Source organism: Pseudomonas sp. LTGT-11-2Z, from assembly GCF_003691445.1.
GTDB lineage: Bacteria > Pseudomonadota > Gammaproteobacteria > Pseudomonadales > Pseudomonadaceae > Aquipseudomonas > Aquipseudomonas monteilii.
The window spans coordinates 2,290,123-2,314,138 of the sequence record NZ_CP033104.1; the positions used below are offsets into that span (position 1 = coordinate 2,290,123).

A 24,016-nucleotide genomic window follows, 5' to 3' on the forward strand; every position below is an offset into this window, starting at 1 on the left:
GGCAAATGATTTTCAGTGGTATTTCTGAAACACCACACTAGGTCTGTTCGGAATAGGGGGCAGTAGACTCTGTGTGAAAAGCCTTGAACTCGGTGATGCTGCGTTTAGAGCAGCCTCGGAATGTTCATTTGCAACCCGTAAAGTCGGGCGAAATCCGGCCGCGCCTCGGCTGTTTTCGCCATGCCTTACCTTCGTTTCAGACTTTTCACACAGGACCTAAGATGCATCGAAGTCGAACGACCCGCTTTCATAAAAAGCTCATAGCGGTGCTTTTTCAGCCGCGATTGCAGGCCCGCCTTCAAACACCCCATGGTCTCGCTGGCTTGTTTCATGCGGTGTTTCCAGCATTTCTCTTCTTACAGAGCCTAAGGAGGTGATCAAGCCCAGAAACCAAACAGCACCAACGCCGCCACACCCAGCCCGACCGCAACCGAACAACCGCCCAGCGACAACGCCGCCCGGCCTTGCCGGTACCAGCCGTCGTGGCCAAGCTGCCGAGCCGGTGCCAGCAGGCTGCGCCAGCGCAGCTCCGTCTCGTGAAACGCCTGCAAGTTTGCCGGGTCTGCATCCAGCCAGCGACGAAAGTCGATCCGCTCGCAAGCCGTCACCTGTGGGCTTTGCAAGCGCACATACCATTGCCCGGCAACACTCGCCAGCACATCCCGGCGCGAGCGGCCGGCCTGCAGCGCCTGTTCCATGTTCCGCTCGACACTGGCCAATGGCAGGTTCAGGCGGGCAGCGATAGCGGCGAAGCCCAGCTGGTCGAGGCGGTTGAGCAGGAACACTTGCTGTACGCGCCGGGGCAGCCGTTTCAGGGCATGCAGCAGGGCGTGGTCGGCATCATGTGCGGCAACCGGGCCTGGGTGCTCAAGGGGCAGTAGCAGACGGGTCATGGACAGCTCCTTGCTCTACAAAGGGGGAGGGGATGGGGGCATCTTCCTTGATGCGTGATCAGCGTAGACGAAACGAGATTGATTCTCAACTGCTGATTCCGCAAAGTTTTGTAATGAGCGTTCACGCCCTGAAACACCTTTGCTATCATGCGCGCCATCACGATCTTCATTAGCCTGAAGAGCCAAAAAAAAGACCCGGCAAAAAGCCGGGTCAAAAACCGTGATTAGCCTGATGAGGAGATAATCTGAGAGCGACCTAAGCTCCAGGTTATCCAGCGGATCTTGCGATCAGCTGAGTGCAATAATAATCGTTATCATTTGCCAGTCAAATGAATTTTCGTCCTTTCGGTAAAAAAGTTTTACCGATGCGCTTCCTTGTCCCGGCAATCGGGGCCTTTGCCGATACGCGGCTATCACGTTTTCTCCCTTCTTTCTTGCCTATAAACCCGGTTCTGCGGCGCGTTTGTGCTCCAGCAGTGCGCGGGCCATGTCCATCATGTGCATCAGGGCGAAGGTCAGCTCGCGCTGGCTGCCGTGCTGGTGGGTGGCTGTTTCCTGGGCGGTGGCGGCAGCGCAGCGCAGCAGAGCGATGGCGTGCTCCTGGGCCTGGTCGCCGGTTACGCCCTCGTGCAAGGTCCAGATCTTGTTGTCCAGCGTGGGGCGTGGCGGGTTGGGGTTGAGGTAGTAGTCGAGCGCGCGACGGGCTGCTTCGCTGTCGAGATCTGTTTCGTCGTTTTTCGATGGTTTCATCCTGATACCTGCTAGAGCCAGTAAGGAAAGGGGTGAACCCGATACTAATACCTAGAGTATTTTTATGCGTTGAGATAAATAATACTGAATGTTTATTGAGCGCCTGAAGGCAGTCCGTATCGTGCCAGCGATGAATATGGATAAATGGATTGCCCTCGTCCGCGACCGGATGGAGGAGCTAGGGCTCACCCAAGAGCAGCTTGCCGAGCGCGTTGGTGTGTCTCAAGGCAGTGTGGGGCATTGGGTGAACAAGCGGCGTCAGCCGAAGATCGAGTCGATGAACCGCACGTTTGTCGAGATTGGCATGCCCCATTACAACGTCAGTCTGCAGCTGCGCATTCAGGGCCAGGTTGGCGAGGAGCGTGGCGCCTACGGGGTGGATGATGCCGAGGACGACCTGGACCTCATGCAGTACATCGTGTGTTTCCGCTACCCGGTCAAGGACTGGAGTGAGTTGGGTGCTACAGATGCTGTGGAGCCCAGCGTGTTCGAACAGACGGATTACCTAGCCCAAGGCAAAGCATTCTGGCTGACAGTTGAGAACGACGCGATGAGCGCCGTCAGTGGTCGCAGTGTGCCACAGGGCATGCGGATGCTGGTTGATCCTGGGGTGGAGGTTGAGGCGGGGCGTTTGGTTATCGCTCGTCAGCCGGGCAAACCCGCGATTTTTCGCGAGTTGGTTGAGGACGGCGGGCAGCGGTACCTGAAGGCCCTCAATAACAACTACCCGACGCTGCTCTGTGAAGAAGGTTGCGAGTTTCTCGGAGTGGTCGTGCGAGTGCACGGTGCCTTCTAGAATGAAGGGGCTGCAAAGCAGCCCCCGCTGACCTCACTCTGTCAGCTCGACCAACACCGTCCCTTCGCTGACCATATCCCCTTCCTGGCAGAACAACGCTTTCACTGTCCCGCCATGCGGCGCACGAATGCTGTGCTCCATCTTCATGGCCTCCAGCACCACCAGCGCGGCACCTGCTTCCACCACTTGCCCCGGCTCGACCAGTACCCGCACGATGCTGCCGTTCATGGGCGCGCCCAAGCCGCCCTGATGGCTGTGGCTGGCCTCGGCTTCGGCAATCGGGTCGAAGGCCTCAATGGCGTGCATCTCGCCATCCCAGTGCAGGTAAAGCGTGCCACCCCGGCGGATCGCCAGGTGCTGGCGGCGCACACCGGCCTGGTCATGCACAAGCTGTTCGCCCACCAGCTGGTAGGTGGACGTAGCGCTGCGCTCCAGGGCAACCGCCTGGTCCTGCCCGCTGCTTACCAAGTGCAGGCTGGTGCGTGCCGGCAGGCCCAAGCGCAAGCCGTTGCGCTCACCCCACGGCGAACGGCGGTCGTCCTCACGCTGATGCCCGGCCTGGCATTGCAGCCAGGCTTCGGCTGCTGCCTCCCAGAAGCTGGCCGGCAGTGCGTTTGGCGCTGGTAGCAACACCTCCTGGTGACGCGGAATGAAGCCGGTATCCAACTCAGCGTCAGCAAATGCCGGGTGGGCCAGAATGCGGCGCAGGAAGGCGATGTTGGTTTTCAGCCCGCCAATGGCGAACTCGTCGAGCATGGCCAGCAAGCGCAGGCGGGCCTGTTCGCGGTCCTCGCCCCAGGCGATCAGCTTGCCCAGCATCGGGTCGTAGAACGGCGACACCACGTCACCTTCACTGACCCCACTGTCCACCCGCCGGCCTTCACCCGGCGCCGACTCACGGTACAGCGCCAGCTTGCCGGTCGCCGGCAGGAATTCGTTGGCCGGGTCCTCGGCATACAAGCGCACTTCGATGGCATGGCCGATCAGCGGCACCTGTTCCTGGGTAATCGGCAACGCCTCACCGCAGGCCACGCGAATCTGCCAGGCCACCAGGTCCAAGCCGGTGATGGCCTCGGTGACCGGGTGTTCTACCTGCAGACGGGTGTTCATCTCCATGAAGAAGAACTCACCGCGAGCGTCGAGCAGAAACTCTACGGTACCGGCTCCTACATAGCCGATGGCCTGGGCTGCGCGTACTGCCGCCTCACCCATGGCCCGGCGCAGTTCAGGTGACAGGCCGGGAGCAGGGGCTTCTTCGACCACTTTCTGGTGGCGGCGCTGAATGGAGCAGTCGCGTTCGTTGAGGTAAAGGCAGTTGCCGTGCTGGTCGGCGAACACCTGGATCTCTACGTGGCGAGGCTTGAGCACGTACTTTTCAACCAGCATGCGCGCATCGCCGAACGACGACTGTGCTTCACGCTGGGCGGAAGCCAGGGCGTCGGCCAGCTGGCTTTCTTCCTCGACCACTTTCATGCCCTTGCCGCCGCCGCCGGCACTGGCCTTGAGCAGCACCGGGTAGCCAATGCGTTCGGCAGCGGCGCGGAAGGTGTCCACGTCCTGCGCTTCACCGTGGTAGCCCGGCACCAGCGGCACCCCGGCAGCCTCCATCAGCGCCTTGGCTGCCGACTTGCTGCCCATGGCATCGATGGCGCTGGCCGGTGGGCCGAGGAAGATCAGCCCGGCCTGTTCGATGGCGCGTGCGAAGCCTGCGTTCTCGGACAGGAAGCCATAGCCCGGGTGGATGGCCTGGGCGCCACTGGCCTTGGCGGCGGCCAACAGTTTGTCGACCAGCAGGTAGCTTTCGGCGGCCTTGGTGCCTCCCAGGTCAACGCGGATATCCGCTTCGCGGCTGTGCCGTGAGTCACGGTCGGTGGCGCTGTGCACGGCGACGGTGGTCAGGCCCATGGCCTTGGCGGTACGCATTACCCGGCAGGCGATTTCGCCGCGGTTGGCGACCAGCAGGGTGGTCAAAACGGGGCGGCTCATGGGCGCGGCTCCTTCTTGTCATCGGTTTGCCAGGCGGGGCGGCGTTTTTCCAGGAAGGCGCGCAGGCCTTCCTGGCCTTCGGCGCTGACGCGGATACGGGCGATGGTGTTCTCGCAGTAGCGACGCAGGGCCGGGCTGAGTTCGCCGTCGTCCACTTCGCGCAGCAGGTCCTTGGTGGCGCGCAACGCCTGCGGGCTGTTCTGCAGCAGGTTGGTTACCCAGGACTCGATCTGAGCGTCCAGTTCGCTGGCCGGATACACCTCCGCCAACAAGCCCAGCTCGCGGGCCCGCACGCCACTGAAACGCTCGGCAGTGAGGGCATAGCGGCGTGTGGCGCGTTCCCCCATCGCTTTGACCACGAACGGGCTGATGACCGCCGGGGCCAGGCCGATGCGTACTTCCGACAGGCACAGCTGGGCGTCTTCGGCGCCAATGGCCATGTCGCAGCAACTGATCAGGCCCAGCGCGCCGCCAAAGGCTGCACCTTGCACCACGGCCAGGGTAGGGGCCTTGAGGCGGTGCAGTGCGTACATCAGTTCGCCCAGTTCGTGGGCATCATCCAGGTTGGTGTTGAAATCCAGCTGCGCCGATTGCTGCATCCAGGCCAGGTCGGCGCCGGCGCTGAAGTGCCGGCCACGGCCGCGCAGCAGCACGAAACGCAGGCTGGCGTCTTCGGCCAACTGGTCGATGGCCACGATCAGCTCGCGGATCATCTGCGCATTGAAGGCGTTGTTCTTGTCCTCGCGGCTCAGCCACAGGGTGGCGAAACCGCGTGGGTCGCGGATCACTTCGAGGGTGCTGAAATCGCTCATGGGTCACATCCGGAAAATGCCGAAGCGGCTCTGTTCGATCGGCGCGTTCAGCGCGGCAGACAACGCCAGGCCAAGCACGTCGCGGGTTTGTGCCGGGTCGATGACGCCGTCGTCCCACAGGCGAGCGCTGGAGTAGTAGGGGTGGCCCTGGTGCTCGTACTGGTCGAGGATCGGCTGCTTGAGCCTGGCCTCGTCCTCGGCACTGAACGGCTGGCCGCTACGCTCACTTTGCTCGCGCTTGACCTGGGCCAGCACGCCTGCGGCCTGTTCGGCGCCCATCACGCCAATGCGTGCGTTGGGCCACATCCACAGGAAACGCGGGTCGTAGGCGCGGCCACACATGCCATAGTTGCCAGCGCCGAAGCTGCCGCCGATGATGACCGTGAACTTGGGCACCTGGGCGCAGGCCACGGCGGTCACCAACTTGGCACCGTGCTTGGCGATGCCGCCTTCTTCGTACTTCTTGCCGACCATGAAGCCGGTGATGTTCTGCAGGAACAGCAGCGGGATGCCGCGCTGGCAGGCCAGTTCGATGAAGTGCGCGCCTTTTTGCGCGGCTTCGGCGAACAGGATGCCATTGTTGGCCAAAATCGCCACCGGGTAGCCATGCAGGTGGGCGAAACCGCACACCAGGGTGGTGCCGAACAGCGCCTTGAACTCATCGAACACCGAGCCATCGACCAGCCGAGCGATCACCTCACGTACATCGAACGGTTGCTTGGCATCGGCCGGCACTACGCCATACAGCTCGTCGGCCGCATACAGCGGCGCCACCGGGGCCAGGCGCTGCAGCTTGCCCAGCTTGTGCCAGTTGAGGTTGGCCACGCTGCGCCGGGCGATCGCCAGGGCGTGTTCGTCGTTGTCGGCATAGTGGTCGGCCACGCCGCTGGTGCGGCAGTGCACATCGGCGCCGCCGAGGTCTTCGGCGCTGACCACCTCACCGGTGGCGGCTTTTACCAGCGGTGGGCCGGCGAGGAAGATCGTTGCCTGTTGGCGTACCATGATCGCTTCGTCGGCCATGGCCGGCACATACGCACCGCCAGCGGTACACGAACCCATCACCACGGCGATCTGCGGGATGCCCTGCGCGCTCATGTTGGCCTGGTTGAAGAAGATCCGGCCGAAGTGCTCGCGGTCCGGGAATACTTCGTCCTGGCGCGGCAGGTTGGCGCCGCCCGAGTCCACCAGGTAAATGCATGGCAGACGGTTTTGCAGGGCGATGGCCTGCGCGCGCAGGTGCTTTTTCACCGTCAGCGGGTAGTACGAACCGCCCTTCACCGTGGCGTCGTTGGCCACGATCATGCATTCCACGCCTTCGACGCGGCCGATACCCGCAATCACGCCCGCAGCCGGCACGTCTTCGCCGTACACCTCATGGGCGGCCAGCTGGCCGATTTCGAGGAACGGCGAGCCTGGGTCCAGCAGGCGGTCGATGCGCTCGCGCGGCAGCAATTTGCCGCGTGAAGTGTGCCGCTCCTGGGCTTTGGGCCCGCCGCCCTGGGCCACCTGGGCAAGCAGGCCGCGCAGGGCCTGGACCTGTTCAAGCATGGCCGCGCTGTTGCCGGCGAACTCCGCCGAACGCGGGTTGATCTGGGTGTGCAAGGTAGCCATGTGCGCCCGTCCTTTATGTTCAGCGGGTTTCGTTGAACAGTTCGCGGCCGATCAGCATCCGGCGGATTTCGCTGGTGCCGGCACCGATTTCGTACAGCTTGGCGTCGCGCAGCAGGCGGCCGGCCGGGAATTCGTTGATGTAGCCGTTGCCACCGAGAATCTGGATCGCCTCCAGGGCCATTTGCGTGGCGCGTTCGGCGGTGTACAGGATGACCCCGGCGGCGTCCTTGCGGGTGGTCTCGCCACGGTCGCAAGCCTGGGCCACGGCGTACAGGTAGGCACGGCTGGCGTTGAGCTGGGTGTACATGTCGGCGATCTTGCCCTGGATCAGCTGGAACTCGCCGATGCTCTGGCCGAACTGCTTGCGGTCATGAATGTAGGGGACCACCAGGTCCATGCAGCTTTGCATGATGCCGGTCGGGCCGCCGGACAGCACCACGCGCTCGTAGTCCAGGCCGCTCATCAGCACGCGCACGCCACCGTTGAGCTGGCCGAGAATGTTCTCTTGCGGCACTTCCACACCGTCGAAGAACAGCTCGCAGGTGTTGGAACCGCGCATGCCCAGTTTGTCGAACTTGTTGCTGCGGCTGAAACCTTTCCAGTCACGTTCGACGATGAAGGCGGTGATGCCGTGCGGGCCTTTGTCCAGGTCGGTCTTGGCATAGATCACGTAGGTGTTGGCGTCGGGGCCGTTGGTGATCCAGGTCTTGCTGCCGTTGAGCACATAGTGGTCGCCGCGCTTCTCGGCACGCAGCTTCATCGACACGACGTCGGAGCCGGCGTTGGGCTCGCTCATGGCCAGTGCGCCGATGTGCTCGCCGCTGATCAGCTTGGGCAGGTACTTGAGCTTCTGCTCATGGGTGCCGTTGCGGTTGATCTGGTTGACGCACAGGTTGGAATGGGCCCCGTAGGACAGTGCCACCGAGGCTGAGCCACGGCTGATTTCTTCCATCGACACCACGTGGGCCAGGTAGCCCAGGCCTGCGCCGCCGTACTCTTCCGACACGGTGATGCCCAGCAGGCCCATGTCGCCGAACTTGCGCCACATGTCGGCAGGGAACAGGTTGTCGTGGTCGATTTGTGCGGCGCGCGGGGCCAGTTCGGTCGCGACGAAGGCGCGGACCTGGTCGCGGAGCATGTCGATGGTTTCGCCCAGGGCGAAGTTCAGGGAGGGGTAATGCATGCTGGGGCACCTTCTTGTTCTTGAAATTGGGTTACACCGTAGCTCAAGGCCTTTACACCGGCCCTGTGCTGTTGATCACCTTTACGTTAACGTAAACCTGTGTGCGATGACTGTCAATCTGCTCGTCACCTTTACGTAAACGTAAATCTGCGCCAGAGTATTCCCGCTGCTTCAGCCGTGCCCAGAACAACCACAAGAAGGGACACCCATGAGTCAACCGAGCTATACCCGCGGTCGCCAGGACCAAGCCTTGCTGACCCAGACCATCGGCCAGGCCTTCGATGCCACGGTGGCCCGTTGTACTGACGGCGAGGCACTGGTGTCGCGTCATCAGGGCTTTCGCTACAGCTGGCGACAGCTGGCCGAGCAGGTCGATACCCATGCCCGCGCCCTGATGGCCCTGGGCGTCAACACCGGGGACCGGGTCGGCATCTGGTCACCCAACTGCGCGCAGTGGTGCATCCTGCAACTGGCCAGCGCCAAGGTCGGCGCCATTCTCGTCAACATCAACCCCGCCTACCGCGTGGGCGAACTGGAATACGTGTTGCGCCAGTCCGGCTGCTGCTGGCTGGTGTGCGCCGATGCCTTCAAGACCTCCGATTATCACGCCATGGTCCAGGAACTGGCGCCGGAGCTGGCCAGTGCCACGCCAGGCGAACTGGCGTGCGAACGCCTGCCCGAGTTGCGCGGGGTCATCAGCCTGGCGGCCAACCCGCCTGCCGGCTTCCTGCCCTGGCAGGCGCTGGCTGAGAGGGCAGGGCAGACCTCGACAGAGGCCTACACCGCTCGTCAGCAAAGCCTGCAGTTCGACCAGCCGGTGAACATCCAGTACACCTCCGGCACCACCGGCGCGCCCAAGGGCGCCACGCTCAGCCACTACAACATCCTCAACAACGGCTTCATGGTCGGCGAAAGCCTGGGCCTGACCGAGCGCGACCGCATGGTGATCCCGGTGCCGCTGTATCACTGCTTCGGCATGGTCATGGCCAACCTCGGTTGCATCACCCACGGCAGCACCATGATCTACCCCAACGATGCCTTCGACGCCGAACTCACCCTGCGCGCTGTGGCCGAGGAGCGTGCCAGCATCCTGTACGGCGTGCCGACCATGTTCATCGCCATGCTCGACCACCCGGCTCGCCAAGGCATGGACCTGTCGACCCTGCGCAGCGGCATCATGGCCGGTGCCACTTGCCCGATCGAAGTCATGCGCCGGGTCATCGACCAGATGCACATGGCCGAAGTGCAAATTGCCTATGGCATGACCGAAACCAGCCCGGTATCGCTGCAAACCGGCCCCGACGATGAGTTGGAGCTACGCGTGACCACCGTCGGCCGCACCCAGCCGCAGCTGGAGAACAAACTGGTGGACGCCGACGGCTGCATCGTCCCGCGCGGTGAGATCGGCGAGCTGTGCACCCGTGGTTACAGCGTGATGCTGGGTTACTGGAACAACCCCCAAGCCACGGCGGGCGCCATCGACCCGGCGGGGTGGATGCACTCGGGCGACCTGGCGGTGATGGACGCGCACGGTTACGTGCGCATCGTCGGGCGCAACAAGGACATGATCATTCGCGGCGGTGAGAACATTTACCCGCGTGAACTGGAAGAGTTCTTCTACACCCACCCGGCGGTGGCCGATGCGCAGGTGATCGGCATTCCGTGCAGCCGATACGGCGAAGAGATTGTGGCCTGGATCAAGCTGCACCCCGGGCACAGCGCCACCGTGGAAGAGCTGCAGGGCTGGTGCAAGGCACGCATCGCACACTTCAAGGTGCCACGGCATATCCGTTTCGTTGACGAATACCCGATGACGGTGACGGGCAAGGTGCAGAAGTTCCGCATGCGGGAGATCAGTGTGGCGGAGATTTCGGCTGTGCCATCGGGCTGAAATTCGGCATAAAGGGTACCGGCGCGGGTAAGTCCATGCAGGGCTCACTTGGCCAGATGACTGTGAATACGTGTAAGCGTGCGCTTACTCGCGACTAGGCGCGAAGGTTCGATACGAGCCTTCGTAGCAGTCCGCTACCAGATTCCTTGCCTCGCTTGTCGGGGTAGAAAGTAACCGGGTTTGAAAACAGATAGCTTGACTCCTGAAGCTCCAAGTCAATCATTGTGAGTGAGGGATTAAGACCTAAGTCAAAAATTACAGGTTCGGTATATGTGGTTACCGGCCTTTTCATAATGTTGGCAAACTGTTGGCCGTATGCGACCTTTGGAAAACCGTCGCCATGTGTCGCCGCCGTTGCGCCTGCCATACAGGCGATAAGATGAATCGGGCCTTTAGAAAGCGGGGCATTATTTGCTTTTAGTTGCTCTTTTAAAGCGGTGGGTGTCAAGCCTCCCACTTTTGTTCCGTCGCCGTGGCCAAAAATGACGTCCATCGTATACTCACTTTGGCCAAATTCTCTGCCGCTGGTCACGACAATGTCCTTGAGATGTTTGTTGTCTCGTCTAGGCTTTCCGAATGTAGTGTAGGGGCGGACAATTTTCAATTGTGGCTGGATAAATACACCGATTCCGTGCCCATCAGGGTCGCTGTAATTTACTGGGTCGCCCAATACAAAAGCATAGGGGTTAAGACCTCCGCGGTCGAACGGACTGTCAACATCGGGGCTGGCGAATCTCATCAAAACCGGGCTGTAACTACGATATCCCATCCCGAGTAAATAGCTGCAACTTAAAGGATCAAGCCGCTCCCCCTTGAATGCGACCGGCATTAAATTGTTCCCCGGTGCATGCCCGTACACGCTGAATATGATTTGTTGATTTGCCGCCATGGAATTGCATTGAGCTGGCGACCTCTGGCTATCTACTGCGACTAAGGCAATGGACGGTTGGACGGGAGAAGCCTTCAGAAAGGCCATGGTCTTACGGTCATGGGAAAATACAGTAGTATTATTAAAAGGCTGCAGTGTTGTGACAAGGTTAGTCCCACGATAGAAGTAGTGTTCAGTCATTGGTAAGCGCCTCTGATAGAATTGCTTCTCTGAATGTAAGATCGTTTCCGACGGGTTGCGGGGGCCACGATAAAGGCGGCTCGAGTTGTGCAATCGAATGCCTCAATCTTCAGCACAACCCGTCGGCACCGCTACTGGCAAAAATATCAGGTGCAGTGGTCTACCCTTAGGGAATCTCCGAACAAGCCTTCAGTTATGCGAGAATCCCCGCAACACCTGATCCGAGCCGCCCATGAGCCAGATGAGCTTTTCCGACTTTGAGTACGCCGGCAAGCGCAAGCAAACCCGCCGAGAGCGCTTCCTCGCCGAAATGGATCAGGTGGTGCCCTGGGCAGGCCTGCTGGAGCTGATCGAACCGTTCTACCCCAAGGCCGGCGGCGGTAGAAAACCCTATCCTCTGGAAACCATGCTGCGCATCCATCTGTTGCAGAACTGGTTCTCCCTGAGCGACCCGGCCATGGAGGAAGCGCTCTACGAAATCACGCCCATGCGCCAGTTCGCACGCCTGACGCTGAGCGCGCCAATCCCCGAAGACACCACGATCATGAACTTCCGGCACTTGCTGGAGAAGCATCAGCTCGCACCGGCAATCCTTGCGGTCATCAATGGTTATCTGCAGGAAAAAGGCCTGTCGCTGCGCCAAGGCACCATCGTCGATGCCACCATTATTCATGCCCCCAGCTCGACCAAAAATAAAGAAGGCAAGCGTGATCCCGAGATGCACCAGACCAAGAAAGGCGGTCAGTATTTCTTCGGGATGAAGGCGCACATCGGTGCCGATGTCGAGTCCGGCCTGGTGCATCACGTCCATGGCACCGCTGCCAATGTGGCCGATGTCACGCAGGTGGCTGAACTGCTGCATGGCGAAGAAAACGCCGTGTATGCAGATGCCGGTTACACCGGTGTCGAAAGGCGCGAAGAGCATGAAAATCGGGGGGTGATCTGGCAGATTGCAGCGCGTCGCAGCACCTATTCCAAGCTGAACCAGCGCAGCGTACTGTACAAAGCCAAGCGCAAGATCGAGTTCTGCAAGGCTCAGACACGGGCCAAGGTCGAGCATCCGTTTCGCGTGATCAAGCGGCAGTTTGGTTACGTGAAAATACGTTTTCGTGGGCTGATGAAAAACACGGCTCAGTTGACCACGCTGTTCGCCCTGGCAAACCTGTGGAGGGTTCGAAAACAGCTCATGGGTATGGGTGAGGTTCGCGTTTAACACGGAGAACCGGTCGAAAAAGCTCTCCGTACATGATTTTTCGGTCACTTTTCGTCCAATGACGCTGTAGGTGCCTGGAAAATTGCAACTTGCCGCGGCTGCACGACAAGTTGATCGGAGCATCCTTAGGCTTTCACCGGTGGCTCCTGATTCGGCGGATCGCCCACCGTCGGTGGCACCGTCGGCTTGATCGGCAGTTCGTCCGGTTCTTCTTCCGGCACGGGCGGCGGCAAGCTGGGGTCGTCGATGTTGGGATCGGGGGTTTCCGGTGGAATGGGAATGTTCATGGCCTGACCTCGCGTGGGTGAATGAAGAGGTGCTGCAGGCTTCGACTTCGCGCAGCTGCCGTTCGCTCAATTTTTTTGAACCCCACGCCTGTGCCCGGCTCTGAACCCTTACCGCCACCAGCCTGAGGGAGCAAGGTCGATGTCACGTAACGAGCCCTTTGAAAGCGTGCCCACGGCGAATGATCACGCGGATCAGGCCATCAGCTTGTCCCAGGCGCTGCTGGCGCCGCGTATCGTGATCGAAGACACCCAACCCGTTCTCGAAGCAGGCACCTTCGCCGCCAAGGCCATCAGCGGCCAGCCGGTGGCGGTCAGCAGCAACGTCTATTGCGATGGCCACGACCGCCTGGCGGTGATGCTCAGCTGGCGCAAGGCCAATAGCCGCCGCTGGCATTGCGTGCCCATGCACTCACCGGGCAACGACCTTTGGCTGGCCGAGTTCACCCCCACCGAGCTGGGCCCACACCTGTTCAGCATCGAAGCCTGGGTCGACCCGTTCGCCACCTATTGCCACGACCTGGAGAAAAAGTACCACGCCGGTGTCGAGGTAACGCTGGAGCTGGAAGAGGGCCGGTTGATGCTGGGCAAAGGCATCGATCTGTGCAAAGGCGCCCTGCGTGAAGCGCTACAGGACACGCAGCAGCGCCTGGCCACACTCGGTACCGACGACCAGGTAGCGCTGTTTCTCGACCCGACCACCGCACGCCTGATGAGTGAGGCCGAACACCGCAGCTACTTGGCTCGCAGCCGTGAATTCCCCGTTGATGTTGACCGCCCGGCAGCCCAGTTTGCCAGCTGGTACGAGTTGTTCCCACGCTCGATCACTGACGACCCCAAGCGCCACGGCACGTTCAACGATGTGCACGAACGCCTGCCGATGATCCGCGACATGGGCTTCGACGTGCTGTACTTCCCGCCCATCCACCCCATTGGCATGCAACATCGCAAAGGCCGCAACAACGCACTCACGGCCCAGCCGGGCGACCCGGGCAGCCCTTACGCCATCGGCAGCGCCGAAGGTGGCCACGATGCGATCCACCCGCAGCTGGGCAGCCGCGACGACTTCCGCCGCTTGGTGGCTGCGGCTGCCGAGCATGGCCTGGAAATCGCCCTCGACTTCGCCATCCAGTGCTCTCAGGACCACCCCTGGCTCAAGGAGCACCCAGGCTGGTTCAGCTGGCGTCCGGACGGCACCATCCGCTATGCCGAGAACCCGCCAAAAAAATACCAGGACATCGTCAACGTCGACTTCTACGCCCCCGACGCAGTGCCGAGCCTGTGGCTGGCCCTGCGCGATGTGATCATCGGCTGGGTAGAGGAGGGCGTAAAAACCTTCCGCGTCGACAACCCGCACACCAAACCGCTGCCGTTCTGGCAATGGCTGATTGCCGACGTGCGCGCCCGGCACCCGGACGTGATCTTCCTTGCCGAGGCCTTCACCCGGCCTGCCATGATGGCGCGGCTGGGCAAGGTCGGCTATGCGCAAAGCTATACCTACTTCACTTGGCGTAACACCAAACAGGAGCTGCGCGAATTCTACGAGCAGCTCAACCAGCCGCCGTGGAGCCAGTGCTACCGGCCCAACTTTTTCGTCAACACGCCGGATATCAACCCGTACTTCCTGCACACCTCCGGCCGCGCCGGCTTCCTCATCCGCGCCGCACTGGCCACCATGGGCTCGGGGCTGTGGGGCATGTATTCGGGCTTCGAACTGTGCGAAGGCACGCCGCTGCCGGGCAAGGAGGAGTACCTGGATTCGGAGAAATACGAAATCCGCCCACGGGATTTCACCCAGCCTGGCAACATCATTGCCGAGATCGCCCAGCTCAACCGCATCCGCCGCCAGAACCGCGCCTTGCAGACCCACCTGGGCGTGGCGTTCTTCAACTGCTGGAACGACAACATCCTGTACTTCGCCAAACGCACGCCCGAGCGCGACAACTACATCCTGGTGGCAATCAGCCTCGATCCGCACAACGCCCAGGAGGCGCATTTCGAGCTGCCGCTGTGGGAGCTGGGCCTGGACGACAACGCCGAAACCCATGGCGAAGACCTGATGAACGGCCACCGCTGGTCGTGGTATGGCAAGACCCAGTTCATGCGCATCGAGCCCTGGCACCAGCCATTCGGTATCTGGCGTATCGAAAACGCCCGCTAGCAAGGTACACACGCCCGCTCTCATAGGGATCGTGTCCAGTCAGTTGCTTTTGCATCAGGGCTAGAGCAACAAAGGATAGAAAGGAGTCACCCATGGCCAAGCGTTCCCGCCCGGCAGCCTTCATCGACGACCCGCTGTGGTACAAGGACGCCGTCATCTACCAGCTGCACATCAAGTCGTTCTTCGATTCGAACAACGACGGCATCGGCGACTTCGCCGGCCTGATCAGCAAGCTCGACTACATCGCCGAGCTGGGCGTCAACACCCTGTGGCTGCTGCCGTTCTACCCCTCGCCACGGCGCGATGACGGCTACGACATCGCCGAATACAAGGCCGTGCACCCTGATTACGGCAGCCTGGCAGACGCCCGCCGTTTCATCGCCGAGGCCCACAAGCGCGGCCTGCGGGTGATCACCGAACTGGTCATCAACCACACCAGCGACCAGCACCCGTGGTTCCAGCGTGCCCGCCATGCCAAGCGCGGCAGCAAGGCAAGGGACTTCTACGTGTGGTCGGACGATGACCAGAAGTACGACGGCACGCGCATCATCTTTCTCGACACTGAAAAGTCCAACTGGACCTGGGACCCGGTCGCCGGCCAGTACTTCTGGCACCGCTTCTATTCGCACCAGCCCGACCTCAATTTCGACAATCCCCAAGTGCTCAAGGCGGTGATCGGCGTTATGCGTTTCTGGCTCGATCTGGGCGTCGACGGCCTGCGCCTGGATGCCATCCCCTACTTGATCGAACGTGATGGCACCAACAACGAAAACCTCGCCGAAACCCACGATGTCCTGAAGGCCATCCGCGCCGAAATCGACGCCAACTACCCCGACCGCATGCTGCTGGCCGAGGCCAACCAGTGGCCCGAGGACACCCGCCCGTACTTCGGCGAAGGCGAAGGCGACGAGTGCCATATGGCCTTCCATTTCCCGCTGATGCCGCGCATGTACATGGCCCTGGCCATGGAAGATCGTTTTCCGATCACCGACATCCTGCGCCAGACGCCGGAAATCCCCGCCAACTGCCAATGGGCGATCTTCCTGCGCAACCACGATGAGCTGACCCTGGAAATGGTCACCGACCGCGAGCGCGACTACCTGTGGAACTACTACGCCGAAGACCGCCGCGCCCGCATCAACTTAGGCATCCGCCGGCGCCTGGCGCCACTGCTGCAGCGTGACCGCCGGCGTATCGAGCTACTCACCAGCTTGCTGCTGTCGATGCCCGGGACGCCGACCTTGTACTACGGCGACGAACTGGGCATGGGTGACAACATCTACCTGGGTGATCGCGATGGCGTGCGCACGCCCATGCAGTGGTCGCCAGACCGCAACGGCGGCTTTTCGCGCGCCGACCCGCAGCGCCTGGTGTTGCCGCCGATCATGGACCCGCTGTACGGCTACCAGACCGTCAACGTCGAAGCCCAGAGCCACGACCCGCATTCGCTGTTGAACTGGACGCGGCGCATGCTGGCGGTGCGCAAGCAGCAGAAGGCCTTTGGTCGTGGCAGCTTGCGCACGCTCACGCCCAGCAACCGGCGTATCCTCGCCTATATCCGCGAGCACACCGATGCCGATGGCAATACCGAGGTGATCCTGTGCGTGGCCAACGTTTCCCGTGCCGCCCAGGCCGCCGAACTGGAATTGTCACACTACGCCGACAAAGTGCCGGTGGAGATGCTCGGCGGTAGCGCCTTCCCGCCGATTGGCCAGTTGCCGTTCCTGCTCACCTTGCCACCCTATGCCTTCTACTGGTTCCTGCTGGCTTCGCACGACCGCATGCCCAGCTGGCACGTCCAGGCCACTGAGGGGTTACCCGAATTGACTACGCTAGTGCTGCGCAAACGCATGGAAGAATTGCTGGAAGCTCCGTCAAGCGACACCCTTCAAAACAGCATCCTGCCGCAATACTTGCCAAAACGGCGCTGGTTCGCCGGCAAGGAAGGGCCAATCGACGCAGTCAGGCTGTGCTATGGCGTACGCTTCGGCACCGCCACCACGCCAGTTCTGCTCAGCGAAATCGAAGTGCTCGGCGACGGCACGGCCAATCGGTATCAGCTGCCGTTCGGCCTGTTGCGCGAAGAGGACATCAACACCGCGCTGCCGCAGCAACTGGCCCTGTCGCGGGTGCGCCGCGCCCATCAGGTCGGCCTGATCACCGATGCCTTCGTCCTCGAACCCTTCATCCGCGCCGTGCTGCGCGCCTGCCAGGAGGGCATGCGCCTGCCGTGTGGCAACGGCGAGGGTGAGCTGCGTTTCGAAAGCACGGAGCCGTTGGCAGGCCTGGCGTTGAACGACGAAAGTGCAGTGCGCTACCTCAGCGCCGAACAGTCCAACAGCTCGGTGGTGATCGGCGACCGGGTGGTGCTCAAGCTGATCCGCCGGGTCAACCCGGGTATCCACCCCGAACTGGAAATGAGTGCCTACCTCACCGCTGCCGGCTTTGCCAATATCTCGCCGTTGCTGGCCTGGGTCAGCCGGGTGGACGAACAACATGCGCCCCATTTGCTGATGATTGCCCAGGGCTACCTGAACAACCAGGGCGATGCCTGGGCCTGGACCCAGAACACCCTGGAGCGGGCGATCCGCGACCAGATGGAGCCCACCGCCAATGATGCCGAGCCGCACACCGACGCGCTGGCCGAACTCAGCGGTTTCGCGGCCTTGCTTGGCCAGCGCCTAGGTGAAATGCACCTGCTGTTGGCGGCACCCACTGACGATGAGGCGTTCCGCCCGCGCCCCAGCGATGCCAGCGACAGCCAGCACTGGGCCACGCAGATCAGCGCCGAACTGACCCGTGCCCTCGACTTGCTGGCCCAGCACCGCGACAACCTTGACAGCGACAGCCAGGCCTTGGTCGACGACCTGCAGCAACAACGCGACGGCCTTGCCGAACACATTAGCCAGCTGGCCGTGCAGGCCCAGGGTGGCCTGCTGATGCGCGTGCACGGCGACCTGCACCTGGGCCAGGTGCTGGTGGTGCAGGGCGATGCCTACCTGATCGATTTCGAAGGCGAACCGGCCCGGCCGCTGGAGGCGCGACGGGCAAAACACAGCCCGTACAAGGATGTGAGCGGCGTGCTGCGATCCTTCGACTATGCTGCTGCCATGATCTTGCGCAGCGCGTCTGCGGTCGACCTTTCCGGCCCGGCGCGCCAGGCGCGTCAGCGGGTTGCCCGGCAGTACCTGCATCAGTCGCGCCACGCCTTCGTCGAAGCCTACGGCCTGGCCACCGCCGCCATGCCCCATGCCTGGCAACAGGCCCAGGGCGAGCGCGCCGCACTGGAACTGTTCTGCCTGGAAAAAGCTGCCTACGAAATTACATACGAAGCCGAGAACCGTCCAAGCTGGCTGGCCGTGCCTTTGCATGGCCTGCATGGACTGATCAGTACCTGGGGAGAGTCAGAATGAACGTTACAACGCGTGAAAACGGTGGCCTTCGGCAACGGGACCTCGACGCCCTGGCCCGCGCCGAACACGCCGATCCATTTGCGGTACTCGGCCCCCATGGTGACGGTGCGGGCGGGCAGGTGGTTCGCGCCTTTCTGCCCAATGCCCTGAATGTGCGCATCCTGGCGCGGCATGACGGGCGCATCCTCGCTGAAATGGAGCAGGGTAGCCTGCCCGGGTTGTTCAGCGCGCACCTTGATGAGGCACAGCCCTACCTGTTGCACATCGGCTGGGCCGGCGGCGAGCAGGTGACTGAAGACCCTTACAGCTTTGGCCCACAGCTTGGCGACATGGACCTGTACCTGTTCGCCGAGGGCAACCATCGCGATTTGTCCGGGCGTTTCGGCGCCCAGCCGATCCAGGTCGAAGGCATCGACGGCGTGTGCTTCTCGGTGTGGGCGCCCAATGCCCGCAGGGTGTCGGTCGTCGGTGATTTCAACAATTGGGACGGCCGCCGCCACCCCATGCGCCTGCGCCACAGCGCCGGGGTGTGGGAGCTGTTCGTGCCGCGCCTGGGCGTGGGCGAAACCTACAAGTTCGAGGTGCTGGGCAAGGAGGGGATTCTGCCGCTGAAGGCCGACCCGCTGGCCCGCGCCACCGAATTGCCGCCGAGCACCGCGTCCAAGGTCGCCCATGCGCTGAGCCACGACTGGCAGGACCACGACTGGATGGCACAGCGCGCGCAGCGCCATACCTACAACGCGCCGCTGTCGATCTACGAGCTGCACCCTGGGTCGTGGCGCTGCGAGCTGGATGAAGCGGGCGAAGTCGGGCGCTATTACAACTGGCGCGAACTGGCCGAGCGCCTGGTGCCTTACGTACAGCAACTGGGCTTCACCCACATCGAACTGCTGCCGATCATGGAGCATCCGTTCGGCGGCTCCTGGGGCTACCAGCCGCTGTCGATGTTCGCGCCTACTTCTCGCTACGGCAGTGCCGAGGACTTCGCCGCCTTCGTCGATGCCTGCCACCAAGGCGGCATTGGCGTGCTGCTGGACTGGGTGCCCGCGCATTTCCCCACCGATGAACACGGCCTGGCGCGCTTCGACGGCACCGCCCTGTACGAATACGACAACCCCCTGGAAGGCTACCACCAGGACTGGAACACCCTGATCTACAACCTGGGCCGCAACGAAGTGCGCGGCTTCATGATGGCCTCGGCCCTGCACTGGTTGAAGCACTTCCACATCGACGGCTTGCGGGTCGATGCGGTGGCTTCCATGCTGTACCGCGACTACTCGCGCAAGGCCGGCGAGTGGGTGCCCAACCGCTACGGCGGGCGCGAGAACCTGGAAGCCATCGACTTCATCCGTCACCTCAACGGCGTGGCCGCCCACGAGGCCCCGGGCGCGCTCATCATCGCCGAGGAATCCACCGCCTGGCCTGGTGTCAGCCAGCCGACCCAGCAAGGCGGGCTGGGCTTTGCCTACAAGTGGAACATGGGCTGGATGCACGACACCCTGCATTACATCCAGAACGACCCGGTGCACCGCACCTACCACCACAACGAGATGAGCTTCGGGCTGATCTATGCCTACTCCGAGCACTTCATCCTGCCCATCTCCCACGACGAAGTGGTGCATGGCAAGCATTCGCTGATCGACAAGATGCCCGGCGACCGCTGGCAGAAGTTCGCCAACCTGCGTGCCTACCTCACCTTCATGTGGGCGCACCCGGGCAAGAAGCTGCTGTTCATGGGCTGCGAGTTCGGCCAGTGGCGTGAGTGGGACCATGACAGCGAACTGGACTGGTACCTGTTGCAGTACCCCGAGCACCAAGGTGTGCAGCGGCTGGTAAGCGATCTCAACCGGCTGTACCGCGAGGTGCCCGCACTGCATGAGCAGGACTGTCAGCCGCAGGGCTTCCAGTGGTTGATCGGTGATGATGCGCAGAACAGCGTGTACGCCTGGCTGCGCTGGAGCAGCAGTGGCGAGCCGGTGCTGGTGGTGGCCAACTTCACCCCGGTGCCGCGTGAGGGGTATCGGATTGGCGTGCCGTTTGGTGAGCGTTGGCAGGAGTTGTTGAACAGTGATGCCGAGCTTTACGCAGGTTCCAATGTGGGTAACCTGGGCGCGGTGGCCAGTGAGGCAGTGGCCAGCCATGGGCAGCCGCTGTCGCTGGCGTTGAACTTGCCTCCGCTTGGGGTATTGGTGCTCAAGCCCATCTAGTTGGCTGGCTGTCCCGGTCTCATCGCGAGCAAGCTCGCTCCTACAGGTATCGCACACCCCCTGTAGGCGCGAGCTTAATCGCGATGAGGCCGGGCCTGCCTCTACCACCGCATCCTCACCCCAAGGCTACCAATCAGCCCATTCAAATCATTGTCATCCACGTCACTGCTGTAATCTGCGCTCACAAACAAGGCCACCGAAGGCGTCACCCGCGCCACCAACCCCAACCCCAATTCCACCGTGGTCGAGTAGCGCGAGCTGGAGATCTTGTCGACCTGGTCCAGCTTCACCTCGTCGGCATTGCTGAAGTCATACCACACGTTGGTCCGCACATAGGGTTCAATCGGCATGCCGCGCACTTCGTAGCGCCCGGACAATTTCGCACCCACCCGGCCACTCCAGCTCGGCTGGCTGTCAAAGGCCTGCAGGGTTTCTTCCTGCACCTGGTTCCCGGGGAAGAACTGTTGGTTGATCAACTGTGCCTGGGGTTCGATCACCCAGTTGCCACCCAGGCGAATCGGGTAACCACCTTCCACCGAAAAGGTCATCGCGTGGCCGTTGTCGTCCACGCGCTGGCCGTTCTCGCCACGTCCCAGCACATCGATGCGCGAGCCCATGGCCACGGCGTCCAGGTGCCAGCCCTGTTCATGGGTCATGCTCCAGTAAACGCCCAGGCTTTCCCCGCTTAGGTTCACCGCATTGCGCTGCTTGTCGCCCAACAGTGGGCGCATGCCGTTGAAGCTGCTTTGCAGGTTGTTGTGCCCCACGAAAATCCCTGCGCGATGCACATTACCCGCAGCCGTTTCACGCACGAACAGGTCCGGGCCTATCATCAGTTGCTGGCTGGGTGCCTCAAGCTGCTCCGGGGGTTGTGCGCCGTTGCGCGAGGTGGTCGGGAAAAACTGCGCCCACTGGCTGGCAACCAGGTCCGGTGCCGCCTGCCCGTGGCGTTCGCTCATCTTCTGTGAAAAGGCATTCAGCGTGCCGATGCTCAGGCCACTGGCGCTGACCGGGTCAAGCGACAGCTGCGGCACCGCAGCCTGCTGCAAAAAGCCGGGCGAGGTGGGGTCACCCTGCAATTCGTACGCGAACGTTTCCACCGGGGTTGCCAGAAGCAGCGACGTGGAAACCGCGTAGAAAATGCTGTCGAAGCGCAAGGGGTTCGAGGTGCATTTCATGGCGGATCTCCTTTGTTTTTGTGAGTTACAGCCCGAGGACCTGGTCTGTTGTCACGAGCTGTACGGCAAAAACAGGGGGCGACCCAAACCAGCACGCCAGCCTTCGCAAGCGCGCACAAAGGCGCGAGCTAGAGGCCCGGCGCGAGATCTTTACTGCTAGATAATCTTCAGCTAAGGAGACGACGCCGCTTGCGTCAAGAAAGCGTGAAAGAACTGTTCACGCTTCGTGGTTGGGCTCAAGCCCTTGATTTTTTGAGCAAAGAAGTAGGGCATAGCCGGGTTAGCTATTTGCCGCGCCCCGGCTATGAAGAATGATTGCTAGCGCTCACCTGCACTGCCAGGTGATTCAGTCTTCCTCGTGCTGCAACACCATCAGCAGCATCGACCGCCCTTTGACCTCGAACGTGCTGTCGAACTGCAAGTGCTGCCCCTTGCGCAGCTCCGGCCGGTCGGTATCGACCAGGCAGCTCCAGTACTCGCCTTCTGGCACAGCCGGTAACTTGAACGGCACGATGTCATGGTGAGCATTGAAGATCAGCAATACGGTGGCCTCGGCACCCGGCCGGGCAATACCACTGACCTGCGCACGACCGTCGATGAGCATGCCCAGGCAACGCCCGTGCGGATCTTCCCATTGCTCCACGCTCATTTCGCTGCCATCGGGTGCCAGCCAAGTCACGTCCTTGACACCGATGGCCTCATTGTAGTCCCCCACCAGAAAGCGCGAGCGGCGCAGCACCGGGTAGGCCAGGCGCAGACGGGTGAGGCGTTTGACGAAGGCCAGCAGCTCCTCGCCGTCCTGGTCCAGGTCCCAGTTCACCCAGCCGATCTCGCTGTCCTGGCAGTAGGCATTGTTGTTGCCGTGCTGGGTACGGCTGAACTCGTCGCCGGCAACGATCATCGGCGTGCCTTGGGCCAGCAGCAAGGTGGCGAAGTAGTTGCGCATCTGGCGCATGCGCAAGGCATTGATGCCCGGGTCGTCGGTCGGCCCTTCCACGCCGCAGTTCCACGACAGGTTGTTGTCGGTGCCGTCCTGATTGTTCTCGTCGTTGTCTTCGTTGTGCTTGTGGTTGTAAGACACCAGGTCGCGCAGGGTGAAGCCATCGTGGGCGGTGACGAAGTTGACCGAGGCATACGGGCGCCGGCCACGGTTGTTGAACATATCGCCCGAGGCGGTCATGCGCGAGGCAAAGTCGGCCAGCTGGCCTTCGTCGCCTTTCCAGAACGCCCGCACGGTGTCGCGGAAGCGGTCGTTCCATTCGGCCCAGCCCGGAGCGAAATTGCCGACCTGATAGCCGCCGGGGCCGCAGTCCCAGGGTTCGGCAATCAGCTTGACCTGGCTCAGCATCGGGTCTTGTCGGCAGGCAACGAGGAAACCGTGGCGCTCGCTGTACCCTTCGCGGTAACGGCCCAGGATGGTTGCCAAGTCGAAGCGAAAGCCATCCACATGCATTTCGCCGGCCCAGTAGCGCAGCGAGTCGGTGACCAGTTGCAGCACGCAGGGGTGGCTCAGGTCCAGGGTGTTGCCGGTGCCGGAATCGTTGATGTAGTAGCGCTTGTCGTCCGGCATCAGGCGGTAGTACGAGGCGTTGTCGATGCCGCGCATCGACAGGGTGGGGCCACGCTCGTTACCTTCGGCGGTGTGGTTGTAGACCACGTCCAGAATCACCTCCAGCCCGGCGTCGTGCAGGTGCGCGACCATTTCCTTGAACTCGGCGATCTTGCCGCTGGCCAGGTAGCGCGGGTGGGGGGCGAAGAAGGCGATGCTGTTGTAGCCCCAGTAGTTGTTCAGGCCTTTGTCCAGCAGGTGCTGGTCGTTGACGAAGGCGTGGATTGGCAGCAACTCGATGCTGGAAACGCCCAGTTCCTTGATGTGCTTGAGCAACTCGTCATTGGCCAGGCCAGCAAAGGTGCCACGTAGTTCTTCCGGTACGGCCGGGTGGCGCATGCTGATGCCGCGGGTGTGCGCTTCGTAGATGATGGTGCGTTCCCAGGGGATGAGCACGCGCTGGTCGCGGCCCCAGGTGAACGCGGGGTCGATCACCTTGCATTTGGGCACGAAGGGCGCGCTGTCGCGTTCGTCGAACGACAGGTCGCCGTCGGGGTGGCCGATGGTGTAGCCGAACAGCGCCTCGGACCATTTCAGGCTGCCGACCAGCTGCTTGGCGTAGGGGTCGATCAGCAGTTTGTTGGGGTTGAAGCGGTGGCCGTTCTCTGGCTCGTAGGGGCCGTATACCCGGTAGCCATACACAAGCCCGGGGTGAGCGTCGGGCAAGTAGCCGTGGTAGATCTCGTCAGTGTACTCGGGCAGTTCGATGCGCTCGATTTCCTGTTCGCCGGTGGAGTCGAACAGGCACAGCTCGACCTTGGTGGCGTTGGCCGAGAACAGGGCGAAATTCACCCCAAGGCCATCCCAGGTGGCGCCAAGGGGGAAGGGCAGGCCTTCGCGGATGCGCGATGGGGCAACTGAGCGGGTTTTCTTTGGGGTGCGAGGGCTCATGGCAATCCTCAGGGGCCTTGGTGGAAGGGGAATTGTTTAGTCCTGCACCGGCCTCTTCGCGGGCTTGCC

General features: G+C 62.1%; 17 protein-coding genes. 7 read left to right on the top strand and 10 right to left on the bottom strand.

Features of this window, described 5'->3' with window-relative positions:
• Window positions 1-377: 377 nt before the first annotated feature.
• Both D8767_RS10610 and D8767_RS10615 read right to left on the bottom strand, forming a co-directional pair.
• The gene (locus D8767_RS10610) at window positions 378-893 is read right to left on the bottom strand and encodes a DUF4880 domain-containing protein (RefSeq protein ID WP_016711550.1); all 516 of its coding nucleotides are present in this window, start codon (window positions 891-893) and stop codon (window positions 378-380) included.
• A gap of 438 nt (window positions 894-1,331) precedes the next feature.
• Complete coding sequence (locus D8767_RS10615) at window positions 1,332-1,643, bottom strand: DUF6124 family protein (protein ID WP_016711549.1); 312 nt, start codon at window positions 1,641-1,643, stop codon at window positions 1,332-1,334.
• A gap of 88 nt (window positions 1,644-1,731) precedes the next feature.
• Between D8767_RS10615 and D8767_RS10620 the strand changes: the two genes are divergently transcribed.
• A complete protein-coding gene (locus D8767_RS10620) occupies window positions 1,732-2,439 on the top strand; it encodes a LexA family transcriptional regulator (protein ID WP_121757729.1) in 708 nt (235 codons plus the stop codon).
• 33 nt (window positions 2,440-2,472) lie between these two features.
• Here the strand turns inward: D8767_RS10620 and D8767_RS10625 are convergent, their stop codons facing one another.
• Genes D8767_RS10625 through D8767_RS10640 form a run of 4 tightly spaced genes read right to left on the bottom strand, consistent with a single transcriptional unit; the run spans window position 2,473 to window position 8,031 of the window.
• Window positions 2,473-4,425 carry an acetyl/propionyl/methylcrotonyl-CoA carboxylase subunit alpha gene (locus D8767_RS10625; protein WP_016711547.1) on the bottom strand — a complete coding sequence of 651 codons (1,953 nt, stop codon included), beginning with the start codon at window positions 4,423-4,425 and terminating at the stop codon, window positions 2,473-2,475.
• Entirely contained in the window at window positions 4,422-5,237 is an 816-nt protein-coding gene (locus D8767_RS10630; RefSeq protein ID WP_016711546.1) for a gamma-carboxygeranoyl-CoA hydratase, read from the bottom strand. The genes D8767_RS10625 and D8767_RS10630 overlap by 4 nt, the downstream gene beginning before the upstream one ends.
• 3 nt (window positions 5,238-5,240) lie before the next feature.
• Window positions 5,241-6,848, bottom strand: coding sequence for a carboxyl transferase domain-containing protein (locus tag D8767_RS10635; RefSeq protein ID WP_016711545.1), 1,608 nt, complete (start codon window positions 6,846-6,848; stop codon window positions 5,241-5,243).
• Window positions 6,849-6,867: 19 nt separating this feature from the next.
• Window positions 6,868-8,031 (bottom strand): isovaleryl-CoA dehydrogenase, encoded by a 1,164-nt coding sequence (locus tag D8767_RS10640; RefSeq protein WP_016711544.1) that lies wholly within the window; start codon window positions 8,029-8,031, stop codon window positions 6,868-6,870.
• 208 nt (window positions 8,032-8,239) lie between these two features.
• On the opposite strand from D8767_RS10640, the gene D8767_RS10645 reads away from it, so the two are divergent.
• The gene (locus tag D8767_RS10645) at window positions 8,240-9,922 is read left to right on the top strand and encodes an AMP-binding protein (protein WP_016711543.1); all 1,683 of its coding nucleotides are present in this window, start codon (window positions 8,240-8,242) and stop codon (window positions 9,920-9,922) included.
• A gap of 94 nt (window positions 9,923-10,016) precedes the next feature.
• On the opposite strand, the gene D8767_RS10650 is transcribed toward D8767_RS10645, so the two are convergent.
• A complete protein-coding gene (locus tag D8767_RS10650; RefSeq protein ID WP_080578072.1) occupies window positions 10,017-10,991 on the bottom strand; it encodes an RHS repeat-associated core domain-containing protein in 975 nt (324 codons plus the stop codon).
• A gap of 232 nt (window positions 10,992-11,223) precedes the next feature.
• Here D8767_RS10650 and D8767_RS10655 point away from each other — a divergent pair, with 232 nt between their 5' ends.
• Window positions 11,224-12,204, top strand: a complete 981-nt coding sequence (locus D8767_RS10655; protein ID WP_003117291.1) for an IS5-like element ISPa41 family transposase — start codon at window positions 11,224-11,226, stop codon at window positions 12,202-12,204.
• Window positions 12,205-12,329: 125 nt separating this feature from the next.
• Here the strand turns inward: D8767_RS10655 and D8767_RS28675 are convergent, their stop codons facing one another.
• A complete protein-coding gene (locus D8767_RS28675; RefSeq protein WP_016711541.1) occupies window positions 12,330-12,491 on the bottom strand; it encodes a hypothetical protein in 162 nt (53 codons plus the stop codon).
• Between the two features lie 139 nt (window positions 12,492-12,630).
• Here D8767_RS28675 and D8767_RS10660 point away from each other — a divergent pair, with 139 nt between their 5' ends.
• The 3 genes from D8767_RS10660 to glgB all read left to right on the top strand — a co-directional run bounded on the left by D8767_RS10660 (window position 12,631) and on the right by glgB (window position 20,269).
• Window positions 12,631-14,649 (top strand): alpha-1,4-glucan--maltose-1-phosphate maltosyltransferase, encoded by a 2,019-nt coding sequence (locus D8767_RS10660; protein ID WP_016711540.1) that lies wholly within the window; start codon window positions 12,631-12,633, stop codon window positions 14,647-14,649.
• A gap of 92 nt (window positions 14,650-14,741) precedes the next feature.
• Entirely contained in the window at window positions 14,742-18,062 is a 3,321-nt protein-coding gene (gene treS / locus D8767_RS10665) for a maltose alpha-D-glucosyltransferase (protein ID WP_016711539.1), read from the top strand.
• Entirely contained in the window at window positions 18,059-20,269 is a 2,211-nt protein-coding gene (glgB, locus tag D8767_RS10670; RefSeq protein WP_016711538.1) for a 1,4-alpha-glucan branching protein GlgB, read from the top strand. The genes treS and glgB overlap by 4 nt, the downstream gene beginning before the upstream one ends.
• A gap of 101 nt (window positions 20,270-20,370) precedes the next feature.
• On the opposite strand, the gene D8767_RS10675 is transcribed toward glgB, so the two are convergent.
• Complete coding sequence (locus tag D8767_RS10675) at window positions 20,371-21,447, bottom strand: autotransporter outer membrane beta-barrel domain-containing protein (RefSeq protein WP_016711537.1); 1,077 nt, start codon at window positions 21,445-21,447, stop codon at window positions 20,371-20,373.
• 189 nt (window positions 21,448-21,636) lie between these two features.
• Between D8767_RS10675 and D8767_RS29140 the strand changes: the two genes are divergently transcribed.
• A complete protein-coding gene (locus D8767_RS29140) occupies window positions 21,637-21,762 on the top strand; it encodes a hypothetical protein (protein WP_256127519.1) in 126 nt (41 codons plus the stop codon).
• 31 nt (window positions 21,763-21,793) lie between these two features.
• On the opposite strand, the gene glgX is transcribed toward D8767_RS29140, so the two are convergent.
• Window positions 21,794-23,947 carry a glycogen debranching protein GlgX gene (glgX, locus tag D8767_RS10680; RefSeq protein WP_016711536.1) on the bottom strand — a complete coding sequence of 718 codons (2,154 nt, stop codon included), beginning with the start codon at window positions 23,945-23,947 and terminating at the stop codon, window positions 21,794-21,796.
• Window positions 23,948-24,016: the final 69 nt, after the last annotated feature.

Excerpts from the sequence above, each read along its gene's own strand:
- D8767_RS10610 (WP_016711550.1), bottom strand. The coding sequence starts at position 893 with ATGACCCGTCTGCTACTGCCCCTTGAGCACCCAGGCCCGGTTGCCGCA.
- D8767_RS10615 (WP_016711549.1), bottom strand. The coding sequence starts at position 1,643 with ATGAAACCATCGAAAAACGACGAAACAGATCTCGACAGCGAAGCAGCC.
- D8767_RS10620 (WP_121757729.1), top strand. The coding sequence starts at position 1,732 with ATGTTTATTGAGCGCCTGAAGGCAGTCCGTATCGTGCCAGCGATGAAT.
- D8767_RS10625 (WP_016711547.1), bottom strand. The coding sequence starts at position 4,425 with ATGAGCCGCCCCGTTTTGACCACCCTGCTGGTCGCCAACCGCGGCGAA.
- D8767_RS10630 (WP_016711546.1), bottom strand. The coding sequence starts at position 5,237 with ATGAGCGATTTCAGCACCCTCGAAGTGATCCGCGACCCACGCGGTTTC.
- D8767_RS10635 (WP_016711545.1), bottom strand. The coding sequence starts at position 6,848 with ATGGCTACCTTGCACACCCAGATCAACCCGCGTTCGGCGGAGTTCGCC.
- D8767_RS10640 (WP_016711544.1), bottom strand. The coding sequence starts at position 8,031 with ATGCATTACCCCTCCCTGAACTTCGCCCTGGGCGAAACCATCGACATG.
- D8767_RS10645 (WP_016711543.1), top strand. The coding sequence starts at position 8,240 with ATGAGTCAACCGAGCTATACCCGCGGTCGCCAGGACCAAGCCTTGCTG.
- D8767_RS10650 (WP_080578072.1), bottom strand. The coding sequence starts at position 10,991 with ATGACTGAACACTACTTCTATCGTGGGACTAACCTTGTCACAACACTG.
- D8767_RS10655 (WP_003117291.1), top strand. The coding sequence starts at position 11,224 with ATGAGCCAGATGAGCTTTTCCGACTTTGAGTACGCCGGCAAGCGCAAG.
- D8767_RS28675 (WP_016711541.1), bottom strand. The coding sequence starts at position 12,491 with ATGAACATTCCCATTCCACCGGAAACCCCCGATCCCAACATCGACGAC.
- D8767_RS10660 (WP_016711540.1), top strand. The coding sequence starts at position 12,631 with ATGTCACGTAACGAGCCCTTTGAAAGCGTGCCCACGGCGAATGATCAC.
- treS (WP_016711539.1), top strand. The coding sequence starts at position 14,742 with ATGGCCAAGCGTTCCCGCCCGGCAGCCTTCATCGACGACCCGCTGTGG.
- glgB (WP_016711538.1), top strand. The coding sequence starts at position 18,059 with ATGAACGTTACAACGCGTGAAAACGGTGGCCTTCGGCAACGGGACCTC.
- D8767_RS10675 (WP_016711537.1), bottom strand. The coding sequence starts at position 21,447 with ATGAAATGCACCTCGAACCCCTTGCGCTTCGACAGCATTTTCTACGCG.
- glgX (WP_016711536.1), bottom strand. The coding sequence starts at position 23,947 with ATGAGCCCTCGCACCCCAAAGAAAACCCGCTCAGTTGCCCCATCGCGC.